This window comes from Stenotrophomonas sp. MYb238, from assembly GCF_009496535.1.
Taxonomy (GTDB): Bacteria; Pseudomonadota; Gammaproteobacteria; order Xanthomonadales; family Xanthomonadaceae; genus Stenotrophomonas.
In genome coordinates this window covers 77,079-90,153 of the sequence record NZ_WIDL01000007.1, presented here as the reverse complement: position 1 = coordinate 90,153, position 13,075 = coordinate 77,079, and the positions used below count along the sequence as shown (strand labels likewise).

The 13,075-nt window shown below is 71.2% G+C and carries 10 protein-coding genes; 7 read left to right on the top strand and 3 right to left on the bottom strand.

All coding sequences use genetic code 11. The annotated features are described in order from the left end of the window. Positions 1-2: 2 nt before the first annotated feature. From CQ393_RS06735 to tsaB, 3 genes are all read left to right on the top strand, one after another. Positions 3-533, top strand: a complete 531-nt coding sequence (locus tag CQ393_RS06735) for a hypothetical protein (protein WP_153190792.1) — start codon at positions 3-5, stop codon at positions 531-533. A gap of 120 nt (positions 534-653) precedes the next feature. After that, the gene (locus tag CQ393_RS06730) at positions 654-2,645 is read left to right on the top strand and encodes an ATP-dependent DNA helicase (protein ID WP_153190791.1); all 1,992 of its coding nucleotides are present in this window, start codon (positions 654-656) and stop codon (positions 2,643-2,645) included. A gap of 171 nt (positions 2,646-2,816) precedes the next feature. Continuing rightward, a complete protein-coding gene (gene tsaB / locus CQ393_RS06725) occupies positions 2,817-3,521 on the top strand; it encodes a tRNA (adenosine(37)-N6)-threonylcarbamoyltransferase complex dimerization subunit type 1 TsaB (protein WP_153190790.1) in 705 nt (234 codons plus the stop codon). Positions 3,522-3,588: 67 nt separating this feature from the next. Here tsaB and CQ393_RS06720 read toward each other — a convergent pair whose 3' ends face one another. The 3 genes from CQ393_RS06720 to CQ393_RS06710 form a co-directional block, all read right to left on the bottom strand. Further along, positions 3,589-4,404: a hypothetical protein gene (locus CQ393_RS06720; RefSeq protein ID WP_153190789.1), complete on the bottom strand. Its 816-nt coding sequence runs from the start codon at positions 4,402-4,404 to the stop codon at positions 3,589-3,591. 71 nt (positions 4,405-4,475) lie between these two features. Beyond that, entirely contained in the window at positions 4,476-5,351 is an 876-nt protein-coding gene (locus CQ393_RS06715; RefSeq protein ID WP_153190788.1) for a PhzF family phenazine biosynthesis protein, read from the bottom strand. 124 nt (positions 5,352-5,475) lie between these two features. Beyond that, positions 5,476-6,336: a PhzF family phenazine biosynthesis protein gene (locus tag CQ393_RS06710; RefSeq protein WP_153190787.1), complete on the bottom strand. Its 861-nt coding sequence runs from the start codon at positions 6,334-6,336 to the stop codon at positions 5,476-5,478. A gap of 215 nt (positions 6,337-6,551) precedes the next feature. On the opposite strand from CQ393_RS06710, the gene CQ393_RS06705 reads away from it, so the two are divergent. The 4 genes from CQ393_RS06705 to CQ393_RS06690 all read left to right on the top strand — a co-directional run bounded on the left by CQ393_RS06705 (position 6,552) and on the right by CQ393_RS06690 (position 13,075). Continuing rightward, on the top strand, positions 6,552-9,161 hold the full coding sequence (locus CQ393_RS06705) for a bifunctional aspartate kinase/diaminopimelate decarboxylase (RefSeq protein ID WP_153190786.1): 2,610 nt from the start codon (positions 6,552-6,554) through the stop codon (positions 9,159-9,161). An 81-nt stretch (positions 9,162-9,242) separates the two neighbouring features. Beyond that, complete coding sequence (gene murL, locus CQ393_RS06700; protein WP_153190785.1) at positions 9,243-10,595, top strand: UDP-N-acetyl-alpha-D-muramoyl-L-alanyl-L-glutamate epimerase; 1,353 nt, start codon at positions 9,243-9,245, stop codon at positions 10,593-10,595. Further along, complete coding sequence (murD, locus tag CQ393_RS06695; protein WP_343199740.1) at positions 10,576-11,982, top strand: UDP-N-acetylmuramoyl-L-alanine--D-glutamate ligase; 1,407 nt, start codon at positions 10,576-10,578, stop codon at positions 11,980-11,982. Before murL ends, murD begins: the two co-directional genes overlap by 20 nt. 295 nt (positions 11,983-12,277) lie before the next feature. Continuing rightward, positions 12,278-13,075 (top strand): dienelactone hydrolase family protein, encoded by a 798-nt coding sequence (locus CQ393_RS06690; protein WP_153190784.1) that lies wholly within the window; start codon positions 12,278-12,280, stop codon positions 13,073-13,075.

Below are 13,075 nucleotides of genomic sequence, written 5' to 3'. Positions count from 1 at the left end.
GCATGAACAGCCCGCTTCCGATCCGCCGCGCCCTGGCCGTCCTGGCCGCTTCCCTAGCCCTGGCCGCCTGCACAAGCACGCCGCCCCCGCCGCCGCCGGCGGTCGATACCACCACGCCCGCGCAGCGCATGGCCGCGGTGCAGGCCGCCGCCGGCGCCGACGACAAGGAACTGTCGGTGCAGCCGCTGCGCGACCCGCAGGTGGACGACCTGCGCCATGTCGCCACCGAGCGCCGCGAGGCCGGCGACCTGGCCGGCGCCGCCGAGGCGCTGGACCAGGCGCTGCCGCTGGTCGAGAGCGACCCGGGCATCCTGCAGGAACGCGCCGAGATCGCGCTGCTGCAGGGCGACTGGGCGCGCGCCGAGACGCTGGCGCGCAAGGCGGTCTCGCTCGGCTCGCGCACCGGCCCGCTGTGCCGCCGCCACTGGGCCACCGTCGAGCAGGCGCACCTGGCGCGCGGCGAAAAGGAAAACGCCACCTCGGCGCACGCGCAGATCGAAGGGTGCACCGTGCCCGGGATCAAGCGGTATTGATCGAAGGCGGGGAAGGGGGAACGGGGAGCGGGGAATGGACGCCTGGCTCGTCCCGTTGTCCCCTGCGGTTGCCGGCCATTTTCCATTTCCTGACCCCTTGTCCCTGTTCCCGGCTTCCGCATGCTTTCCCTAGCCGCCGCCAGTCGTGAAGCGCTCAGCCAGGACGGCGCGCTCGCGCGGCAGCTGGACGCCTTCGCTCCGCGTGCGGCGCAGCTGCGGCTGGCCGAGGCCATCGCCGACGCCTTCCAACAGCGCGACGTGCTGCTGGCCGAGGCCGGCACCGGCACCGGCAAGACCTTCGCCTACCTGGTGCCGGCGCTGCTGTCCGGGCTGAAGACCATCGTCAGCACCGGCACCCGCGCGCTGCAGGACCAGCTCTACCAGCGCGACCTGCCGCGCGTGCGCGCCGCGCTCGGCGTCGGCCACCGCAGCGCGCTGCTCAAGGGCCGCGCCAACTACCTGTGCCGCTACCGGCTTGACCAGGCGCGCGGCGAGCCGCGCTTCGCCTCGCCCGAACAGGCCGCGCAGTTCCAGCGCATCGTCGCCTGGGCCGGGCGCACGCAGTTCGGCGACGTGGCCGAACTGGACGGGTTGGCCGACGACTCGCCGCTGCTGCCGATGGTCACTTCCACCGTCGACAACTGCCTGGGCAGCGATTGCCCGTTCTGGGGCGAGTGCTTCGTGGTGCAGGCGCGGCAGCGCGCGCAGGAAGCCGACCTGGTGGTGGTCAACCACCATCTGCTGCTGGCCGACCTGGCGCTCAAGCAGGAAGGCTTCGGCGAGATCCTGCCGGGCGCGCAGGCGTTCGTGATCGACGAGGCGCACCAGCTGCCGGAACTGGCGGCCAACTTCTTCGGCGAAGGCTTCGGCATGCGCCCGTGGCAGGAGCTGGCGCGCGACTGCCTGGCCGAATGCCGCGGCGTGGCCGGCGCGCAGCCGGCGCTGCAGCAGCCGGTGGCGACGCTGGAAATGGCGCTGCGGCAACTGCGCGCGGCGATGGAACAGCTGCCGCCGCGCGGCACGCAATGGCGCGCGCTGGCGGTGCCCGAGGTGGCCGAAGGGTTCGACGTGCTGGGCGCGGCATTGGCGCAGCTGCGCGATGCGCTGGCGGGTGTGCGCGAAGCGTCGCCGGGGCTTGATGCCTGCCATGCCCGCGCCCGCGAAGGCGCCGCGCGGCTGGCGCGCTGGTTGGGCGAGGATGCGCCGCTGCCCGATTTCGAGTCCGACGACCCCGGGCAGGCCGCGGCCGACGGCAACGATGTGCTCTGGTACGAACTCACCCCGCGCGGCTTCCGCTGCCAGCGCACGCCGATGGATGTATCCGGGCCGCTGCGCGAGCACCGCCAGCGCTCGCACGCGGCCTGGGTATTCACCTCGGCCACGCTCACCGTCGATGGCGACTTCGGCCATCTCGCCGCGCGGCTGGGGCTGGACGACCCCGACACGCTGGTCCAGCCCAGTCCGTTCGACTGGCCGGTACAGGCGCTGTGCTACCTGCCCAGGCAGCTGCCCGATCCGGCCGCGCGCGGCTTCGGCGCGGCGCTGATCGCCACCCTGCGCCCGGTGCTGGAAGCCTCGCAGGGCCGCGCCTTCCTGCTGTTCGCCTCGCACCGCGCGCTGCGCGAGGCCGCCGATGCGCTGCGCGGCGGGCCGTGGCCGCTGTTCGTGCAGGGCGAGGCGCCGCGCGCCAGCCTGCTGCAGCGGTTCCGCGAATCGGGCAACGGCGTGCTGCTCGGCTCGGCCAGTTTCCGCGAAGGCGTGGACGTGGCCGGCGACGCGCTGAGCGTGGTGGTGATCGACAAGCTGCCCTTCGCCGCGCCGGACGACCCGGTGTACGAGGCGCGGCTGGACGCGATCCGCCGCGACGGCGGCAACCCGTTCCGCGACGAACAGCTGCCGCAGGCGGTGATCGCGCTCAAGCAGGGTGTGGGCCGGCTGATCCGCAGCGAGACCGATCGCGGCGTGCTGGTGCTGTGCGACCCGCGCCTGCTCAGCCGCGGCTACGGGCGCGTATTCCTCGATTCGCTGCCGCCGTTCCGCCGCACCCGCGAGCTGGCCGATGTGCAGGCCTTCTTCGAAGCCCCTCTCCTCGCGGGAGAGGGGTCGGGGTGAGGGCTGGGGCGAAGCCTTCCTGAGGCACGATCGCATGAGGCTGCGCCCTTGCCCTCATCCGGCGCTGCGCGCCGCCTTCTCCCGATGGGAGAAGGGAAGGGACCCGTCCGATCGAAAGGTGCGCATGGGCACAGTGCTACCCTTGCTCCCTGTTTTCTTGTCCTTTGCCCCATGAAGCTGCTCGCCCTGGAAACCGCCACCGAAGCCTGCTCCGTCGCTCTGCATGTCGATGGGCAGGTGCTGGAACGTTTCGAGATCGCGCCGCGTCGGCATGCCGAACTGACGCTGCCGTGGGCGGAACAACTGCTGGCCGAAGCCGGCATCGCCCGCGCGCAGCTGGATGCCATCGCCCTCGGCCGCGGCCCCGGCGCCTTCACCGGCGTGCGCCTGGCCATCGCCATCGCCCAGGGCATCGCGCTGGCGCTGGACCGCCCGCTGCTGCCGGTATCCACGCTGCAGGTGCTGGCGCTGCAGGCGCCGGACGACGCCCGCCACGCGCTGGCCAGCATCGACGCGCGCATGGGCGAGGTCTACGCCGCGCGCTGCGTGCGCGACGCCGAAGGCGTGATGCAGGTGCAGGGCGCCGAAGTGGTGATCGCACCGGACGCGCTGCAGCTGCCCGACAACGGCAGTCGCTGGGCCGGCGTCGGCACCGGTTTCGGCGCGGCCGAAGGCCTGCTCGCCACGCGCCTGCAGGCCCGGCTGTCGTCGGTCGATGCGCAGGCGCTACCGCGCGCCGCGGACGTGCTGAAGATCGCCGTGCCGGCTTTCGCCCGTGGCGAAGGCATCGCCCCGGAGCTGGTGCAGCCGGCCTACCTGCGCGACAACGTCGCGCTCACCCTGGTCGAACAGCAGGCGCTGCGCACTTCGCGTTGACCTGTCTGCAGGTGCCGGGCTTGCCCGGCAGGGACTGTGGCGGGAATGCCTTCGTTGGGGCCGGCAATCACTGGAATCGGTACGAAGCAGGCAGGCCCTGTCTCAGGGCGGTGCACCGCTCCCTGGCTTCCCAGGCCATATGCGATCGGATATCGCGAGCAGTTGAGTTCACGCCGTCGAGCCGCTCGTGCAGGCGGGAATCCGGAGGAACGAGCGCTCGCAGCGTGGTAGTCATGGGAATGGACCAGTTCTCCGTGGTGGCTGATGGAGGCTCTTCCCGTTCGCCGATGACCCAGGGAAGCATCAACGCTTTCTGCGAGTCGGAATGGAAAACCGTCCGGGTTCCATTCCTGTGGAATATCCGCACCAGCGCCTGGGGGTCGTCGTCAGTCCAGCGGAGGGTCTCTGCATAGAAGGCATCCAGGATTTCGACGGGACCGCTGTGTTTCATGTACTGCCCGGCCAGAACCCGTTGTTCTGCTTTGCCGCAGTCGGTTGACGTGTACCAGTCGCCCTCACTTCCGGGGAGCAATTGCCTGGCACTGATCCGCATGGCCAACTGATGCATGCTCTGCCGGCGCGTCCATGCAGACGCTTTGACGGCCGCAACGAGATCGCGAACCCTGGCGGCCGGTACGGTTCGCAAGTCGCCGCGCTGCACGTGGTTTCGACCTTCATAGCTGGAACGCAATACGAACGCTTCCCCGCGCGGCACGAGCGTGTAGTGTTCTTCGATGTTGTCCCAGCCCATGTGGCGGTATTCGATCTGGACGCGCTCGATACCGTTCACGTCCACGTTCGCATCAGCGTGATTGGCCGGTGCTTTGCAGGCACATCCCGCCAACAGGCCCAGCATCGCCAGCGGCAATGACCATTGCATCATCGACGATCTCCTCATCGGAGCGGAGGCGGGGAGGTCAAATGGATATGGCATGTCCAGAGCATTGGCGGACCTTACCAGTCGATGGTTCCGCGGATCACCGTCTGCACCTGCCCGCCGGACCACACGTCGCCGTGTTCGTCGATGCGCAGTTCCAGCAGCGCGTCGTGGCCGACCTCGCGGCCTTGGCTGGCGGTGTAGCGCTTGCCGCTGCCAGGCAGGGCGTCGCGTTCGTCCAGCCACGCGGCTAGCACGGCGTTGGCGGCGCCGGAGGCGGCGTCCTCGAAACGGCGGCCGTTGCCGACGAAGGCGCGCACGGCGAGATCGTAGGCCTGGTGGTTGGTGCGGGCGTAGGCGAACACGCCCATCGCGCCGGTGGCTTCGGCCAGCGTGGCGATGGCATCCCAGTCGGGCGCAAGGGCGCGCAGCGTGGCCTCGTCGGCCAGTTCCACCAGCCACCAGCGGCGGCCGCCGTCCATCAGCACCGGCGGCAGCGCGCCCAGCGCCCAGCCGGCGATAGCCGGACGCAGGCGTGCGTCCGTGGCGTCCACGACCTCGGCCACCGAGGCGCGCGGGGTGCGGATGGCGATGCGGCGCACGCCGTCGGCCTCGTCAACGCGCAGCGGCAGCTGGCCGGCGATGCCGTCCTGCACCAGCAGGCCGCCGACCGGCGTGGCGAGGCCGCATTCCAGCACCGCGTGCGCGCTGCCGACGCTGGGATGGCCGGCGAACGGCACTTCCTTCTGCGGCGCGAACATGCGGATGCGGTAGCTGCTGCCCGGCGCGGTAGGGGCGAAGACGAAGGTGGTTTCGGGCAGGCGGGTCCAGCGGGCGATGGCCTGCATGGCGGCATCGTCCAGGCCGTCGGCGTCGAGCACCACGGCCAGCGGGTTGCCGGTGCCGGGGCGCGGGGCGAAGACGTCCAGTTGCAGGAAGCGGCGGGTGGTCATGGAGGATTCCAACGGATGTGGGAGATATGTGTGTGTAGGAGCGCACTTCAGTGCGCGACGGGCTTCACCAAGAAGGCTTCATCGCGCACTGAAGTGCGCTCCTACAGAGGCGATGCCGGGGCTGTCACCAGGCGATATGACCGTCGATGACCGGTTGCACCTCGCCGCCGATCCAGACGTGGCCCTCGGCGTCCACCTGCACATGGACCTCGCCGTTGCGGCCGCGCTCGCGGCCCTGGCTGGCGCGGTACTGCTGCCCCGGCGCGAGCCGGCCCTGCGCCAGCAGGTGCGCGGCGACCAGCGCGTTGGCGCTGCCGGTCACCGGGTCCTCGTCCACGCCCACGCCGGGGGCGAAGGCGCGCACCGCGTACTGGTAGCCCACGTCCGGCCGCGCTGCGGCGGCGAACACGGCGAGCTTGCCGTTGCCGGGCAGGGCGGCGATGGCGCCCAGTTCCGGCCTGTAGCGGCGCAGCGCGGTTTCGTCGGCCGCTTCCAGCAGCCACCAGTCCGGGCCGTTGTTCCACAGCACCGGTTCCGCGCCCGGGTGCGCCAGCGCGGCCAGGCCGGGCGGCAGCGGCGGTGCGGCGGTGTCGCGCTGCACCGCCCGCGGGCTGCGCACATGCAGCAGGCGGAAACGGCCGCCGCCCTGCACGCGCACTGGCAGCAGGCCGGCGGCGCACTGCTGGACCAGCCGGCCTTCGTCGTCGGGCGTGGCCAGGCCCCGTTCCACCGCGGCCCAGGCCGCGCCGACGCTGGGGTGGCCGGCGAAGGGCAGTTCCATCTTCGGGGTGAAGATGCGGATGCGGTAGTCCGCGCCCGGCTGCGGCGGCAGGAAGAACACCGTCTCGGACAGGTTCAGCCACGCGGCGATGGCCTGCATGGCGGCATCGTCCAGGCCGTCGGCGTCGATCACGGCGGCCAGCGGGTTGCCGGCCCCCGGGTGGGCGGCGAAGACGTCCAGTTGCAGGTAACGGCGTGCGGTCATGGCGGCAGCAGAGGCGAGGGCGGGCCAGCATAGGCCGGGTGCGCCCGCATCGCGAGCGTTGCCGGGACGTGGGCATGCGCCGGCGGGCGGCGGCAGCGCCGGCAATGCCATGCTGTCGCCCGGAACCGGCGGCTCCGCGGGGCAGGGCATGGCTATAGAATCGACGGTTCCGCCCGCCCGTCGGGTCTTTCTCCCCAACGTGAACCTCCACGCCAATGTCCTCTTCCCCCCTCGTCGATCGCTGGATCGTTCTCAAGTTCGGTGGCACCTCGGTGTCGCGTCGTCATCGTTGGAACACGATCGGGGAACTGGCGAAAAAACGTGCGGACGAGACCGGTGGCCGGGTGCTGGTGGTGGTGTCCGCGCTGTCGGGCGTGACCAATGAACTGACCGCCATCGCCGATGGCGCCGCCGACAGCCGCGAGCGGATGGCCGCGCTGGTCGCGCGCCACAACGACTTCCTCGCCGAGCTGGAACTGGGCGCCGAGGTGCTGGCCGAGCGGCTGGCGGCGCTGCAGGCGCTGCTCGACGACCCGCGCGCGGCCGGCCGTCCGCTGGACTGGCAGGCCGAGGTGCTGGGCCAGGGCGAACTGCTGTCCTCGACCATCGGCGCGGCCTACCTGCGCGGCAACGGCCTGGATTTCGGCTGGATGGACGCGCGCCAGTGGCTGCACGCGCAGCCGCCGGCGCCGAACCAGACCGAGTGGTCGCAGCGCCTGTCGGTGAACTGCCAGTGGCAGGGCGACGCCGGCTTCCAGGAGCGCTTCAACGCCCAGCCCACGCGCATGCTGATCAGCCAGGGCTTCATCGCCCGCCACGGCGACGGCGGCACGGCGATCCTCGGCCGCGGCGGCTCGGACACCTCGGCCGCGTACTTCGGCGCGCTGCTGCGCGCCAGCCGCGTGGAGATCTGGACCGACGTGCCGGGCATGTTCAGCGCCAACCCGAAGGACGTGCCAGACGCGCGCCTGCTCACCCGGCTGGACTATTACGAGGCGCAGGAAATCGCCACCACCGGCGCCAAGGTGCTGCATCCGCGCTCGATCAAGCCGTGCCGCGACGCCGGCGTGCCGATGGCCATCCTCGACACCGAGCGCCCGCACATGCCCGGCACCAGCATCGACGGCAGCGCCGAGCCGGTGCCGGGGGTCAAGGCGATCAGCCGCCGCAACGGCATCGTGCTGGTGTCGATGGAAGGCATCGGCATGTGGCAGCAGGTCGGCTTCCTGGCCGACGTGTTCGACCTGTTCCGCAGGCATGGCCTGTCGGTGGACCTGATCGGTTCGGCCGAGACCAACGTCACCGTCTCGCTCGACCCGTCCGAGAACCTGGTCAGCACCGACGTGCTGGCGGCGCTGTCGGCCGACCTGTCGGAAATCTGCAAGGTCAAGGTGATCGTGCCGTGCGCGGCCATCACCCTGGTCGGCCGCGGCATGCGCTCGCTGCTGTACAAGCTCTCCGACGTGTGGGCCACGTTCGGCAAGGAGCGCGTGCACATGATCTCGCAGTCGTCCAACGACCTGAACCTGACCTTCGTGATCGACGAGGCCGACGCCGACGGCCTGCTGCCGATCCTGCACGACGAACTGATCGACAGCGGCGCCATGCCGGTATACGAGGAGCAGGTGTTCGGCCCGCGCTGGCGCGAGATCATCGGCCATGTGCGCCCGCGCGCGACGCCGTGGTGGCGCGCGCCGCAGCAGCGCCGGCAACTGCTGGAACTGGCCGCGCAGGGCACGCCGCGCTACGTCTACCACCTGCCGACGGTGCGCGAGCGCGCCCGCCAGCTCAAGGCGGTGGCGGCGCTGGACCGGCGCTACTACGCGATCAAGGCCAACCCGCACCCGGCCATCCTGCGTGCGCTGGTGGAGGAAGGCTTCGGCCTGGAATGCGTGTCGCTGGGCGAGGTCGAGCACGTGTTCGCCGCGCTGCCGGACCTGCCGCCGTCGCGCGTGCTGTTCACCCCGAGCTTCGCGCCGGTGTCCGAGTACGCGGCCGCGCTGGCGCGCGGCGTCACCGTCACCGTCGACAACGTCGAGCTGCTGCGGCGCTGGCCGGATGTTTTCCGCGATCGCGCGCTGTGGCTGCGCATCGACCTGGGCCATGGCGACGGCCACCACAAGAAGGTCAACACCGGCGGCAAGGAGGCCAAGTTCGGCCTGTCGGCGCAGCGCGTGGACGAGTTCCTCGACGTGGCGCGCGGCCTCGGCGTGCGCATCATCGGCATCCACGCGCACCTGGGCAGCGGCGTGGAGAACAGCGGCCACTGGAAGCAGATGGTCGACGAGCTGGCCGGTTTCGCGCGCCGCATCGGCAGCGTGGAGATCCTCGACATCGGCGGCGGCCTGCCGGTGCCCTACAGCGACGACGACGAACCGTTCGACCTCGACGCCTGGGCCACCGGCCTGGCCGAGATCAAGGCGGTGCACCCGGCTTTCCAGCTGGCGGTCGAACCGGGCCGTTTCCTGGTCGCCGAAGCCGGCGTGCTGCTGGCGCGGACCACGCAGGTGGTGGAGAAGGACGGCGTGCGCCGCATCGGCCTGGATGCCGGCATGAACGCGCTGCTGCGCCCGGCCCTGTACGACGCCTGGCACGACATCGCCAACCTGTCGCGGCTGGACGACGCGCGCGACGCGGATTTCAGCGTGGTCGGCCCGATCTGCGAATCCAGCGACGTGTTCGCGCAGCGGGTGAAGCTGCCGTCCACCACCGTGCCGGACGACGTGATGCTGATCGCCGACGCCGGCGCCTACGGCTTCAGCATGGCCAGCCACTACAACCACCGCGCGCTGCCGCGCGAGGACATCATCGACGATGCGCCATGATGTCCGTACCCCGCATGCCCCTTCATTCTGCCGCGCCAGCCCGCCACCGCACGCGGCGCCCCGCTTGATTCCGGATACGCCATGACAGCTTTCGACAAAGACCAGGTTTCCCGCTTCCGTTTCGTCCGCTGCGATTTCGCCGCGGATACCGGCGTGGCGCGGCTGGTGTACGCCTTCGACGACGGCCCGGAGATGACCGAAACCGTGACCGTGCCGGGCGCGCCGTTCCAGCTGGACGGCGAACGCGCGGCGGCGGTGCAGCGCGCCCTGCGCCTGCTGCACCTGATCGCCGGCGTGAGCTACTACAAGGCGGCGGTGCCGGCGCAGGTGTCCATCGACAGTTACGCCATCGACGCCGATACCGCGGCGCTGGTGGAAATGGTCTACCTCAACGGCCTGGGCGAATTCGCCTACCGCAACGGCCTGAACCTGCGCGGCCGCTTCAGGCTGCCGGCGGACGCGCAGGCCGAGCCGGCGCAACCGCTGGGCCTGCGCGAACACGCGCTGGTCGCCATCGGCGGCGGCAAGGACTCGCTGGTCAGCATCGAAGCGCTGCGCCACGCCGGCGTTGCCGAGACCGTCACCTGGATCGGCGGCTCGCAGCTGATCCGCGCCTGCGCCGAGCGCACCGGCCTGCCGATGCTCAACATCGGCCGCACGCTGGCGCCGGAGCTGTTCGAACTGAACCGGCAGGGCGCGTGGAACGGCCACATCCCGGTGACCGCGGTGAACTCGGCGATCATGGTGCTGGCCGCGCTGGTGCAGGGCGTGGACCAGGTGGTGTTCTCCAACGAGCGTTCGGCCAGCTACGGCAGCCAGATCGCCGGTACCGGCGAGGTCAACCACCAGTGGTCCAAGGGCTGGGCGTTCGAGAAGGCGTTCGGCGAACACGTGCAGCGGCATATCGCCGCCGACCTGCACTACTACTCGCTGCTGCGCCCGCTGTCCGAGCTGGCGGTGGCGCGGCAGTTCGCCAGGACCGATTACTACGACGCGCATTTCTCCAGCTGCAACCGCAACTTCCACATCCTCGGCGAGCGCCCGGTGAACCGCTGGTGCGGCGTCTGCCCGAAGTGCCATTTCGTGTTCCTGGCGCTGGCGCCGTTCATGCCCAAGACCCGGCTGGTGCGCATCTTCGGCCGTAACCTGCTCGACGACGGCGACCAGGCCGGTGGTTTCGACGCGCTGCTGGAATTCCAGGACCACAAGCCGTTCGAGTGCGTGGGCGAGGGCAGGGAATCGCGCGCGGCGATGGCCACGCTGGCCGCGCGCCCGGAGTGGAAGGAGGACGCGCTGGTCAAGCGGTTCGCCAGCCTGATCCAGCCGACGCTGGCGACCGACGAGCTGAAGATCGACCCGCTGCTGGTGATCGACGGTGAGCACCGCATCCCGGCCGCCCTGTGGGAGCGCCTGCGTGCGGATTTCGCAGCTTGAGGGCAGGCGCGTCGCGCTGTGGGGCTGGGGCCGCGAAGGCCGCGCCGCCTTCCACGCGCTGCGCGAGCGCCTGCCGGGCCTGCCGCTGACGCTGTTCTGCCCCGAGGCCGAAGCCGAAGGCGCGCGCGCCGAGAGCGGCGGTGCGCTGCAGGTGGAAACCGACGCGACCGGCGCCGCCTTGTCGCGTTTCGACGTGGTGGTGAAATCGCCGGGCATCAGCCCGTACAAGCCCGAGGCATTGGCTGCCACCGCGTGCGGCACGCAGTTCATCGGCGGCACCTCGCTGTGGTTCGGCGAGCACGCGCGCGCCGACGGCATGCTGCCCGACACGGTGTGCGTGACCGGCACCAAGGGCAAGAGCACCACCACCTCGCTGCTGGCGCACCTGCTGCGCGCGGCCGGGCACCGTACCGGGCTGGCCGGCAACATCGGCCTGCCGCTGCTGGAAGTCCTGGACCCGCAACCGGCGCCGGAATACTGGGCGGTGGAGCTGTCCAGCTACCAGACCGGCGAAGTCGCGCGCAGCGGCGCGCGGCCGGACGTGGCCATCGTGCTGAACATCTTCCCGGAACACCTGGACTGGCACGGCAGCGAGCAGCGCTACATCGATGACAAGCTGTCGCTGGTGACCGGCGGCCATCCGCGCGTGGCGGTGCTCAATGCCGCCGACGCGCATCTGCGCGCGTTGCGGCTGCCGCACAGCCAGGTCGTGTGGTTCAACCAGCCCGAGGGCTGGCACATGGTCGGCGAGGTGGTGCACCGCGGCGCGCAGCCGGTATTCGACACCTCGGATACGCCTCTGCCGGGCCGGCATAACCGCGGCAACCTGTGCGCGGTGCTGGCGGCGCTGGAGGCGCTGGGGCTGGACGCGGTGGCGCTGGCGCCGGCGGTGCGCAGCTTCCGCCCGCTGCCCAACCGCCTGCAGCTGCTGGGCGAGCGCGACGGCCTGCGCTGGGTCAACGATTCGATCAGCACCACGCCGCACGCCTCGCTGGCGGCGCTGGACTGCTTCGCCGGGCAGCGCATCGCGCTGCTGGTCGGCGGCCACGACCGCGGCCTGGACTGGCACGACTTCGCCGAACACATGCGCGGCGACGCGCCGGTGGAAATCGTCACCATGGGCAGCAACGGCCCGCGCATCCACGCCCTGCTGCAGCCGCTGGCCGAAGAAGGCCGGTTCGACCTGCATGCCGCCGGCGACCTGCCGCATGCGGTCGCGCTGGCGCGCGCCGCGCTGGGCGCGCAGGGCGGGGTGGTGCTGCTGTCGCCGGGCGCGCCCAGCTTCGGCGCCTACCGCGACTACGTGGCGCGTGGCCGCCATTTCGCTGCGTTGGCCGGGTTCGATCCGGACAGCATCAGCGCGATCCCGGGATTGGGCATCGCCTGATGGCACCGGCCGGGGCGGCATCCCGAACCCCTGCCATGTCTGCGCCACAAGCCGCAGGTGCGGCGATCCCCGGTACGCACGGTTGCCGGGGAGTGCAGGCTCTGTAGCGCCGGGCAGCGCCCGGCGGGCGTTCCGGTAAAGCTCCAGCGGGGCGTTGCCCCGCTCTACAGAGGCCGCAGGGGTTATAGCGCCGGGCATCGCCCGGCGGGGCATTCCTGGAGAAGTCTCCGCAGCGCTGTCCCCTTCATGCCGCATGAGGCATAGACTCGCGGCATTCCCCAACCGGAGTGGCCCCATGCGAACCGTTCGGCAGTGGCAGGTGGCGTTACTGGTGGTGTGCGCGTCGGCGGCGATGCCGGCGCTGGCGAAGATGCAGCAGCGGCCGGTGGAATGGCAGCTGGACGGCACCCGCTACAGCGGCGTGCTGGTCTATGACGACAAGGGCGATGCGCGGCGCCCGGGCGTGGTGATGGTGCCGAACTGGCGTGGCGTGAATGCTTCGGCGATCGAGAAGGCCGGGCGCATCGCCGGCGACGACTACGTGGTGCTGGTGGCCGATGTCTATGGCAGCAGCGTGCGGCCGAAGGACAACACCGAGGCCGCCGCCGCGGCGCAGCCGCTGCTCAAGGACCGCGCCCGCCTGCGCGCCCGCGCCCAGGCGGCGCTGGAAGCACTGAAGGCGCAGGCCGGCAAGGCGCCGCTGGACGCCTCGCGCATCGCCGCGGTCGGCTTCTGCTTCGGGGGCAGCACGGTGCTGGAAATGGCGCGCGCGGGCATGCCGCTGGCCGGCGTGGTGAGCCTGCACGGCGGGCTGGCGTCGCCGGCGCCGGCCGCCGCGCACAGCGGCAAGGTGCCGATGCTGGTGCTCAACGGCGCCGCCGACCAGGGCGTGACGGCCGCGGACATTGCCGGTTTCGGCAGGGAAATGGACGCGGCCGGCGCCGACTGGCAGTTCGTCAATTTCAGCGGCGCGGTGCACTGCTTCGCCGAATCCGACGCCAACAGCCCGCCGGGCTGCGTGTACGACCCGCGTGCGGCGAAGCGGGCGTGGAAGATGCTGGGCAACTTCCTGGAAGAACGCCTCGGCGATTGA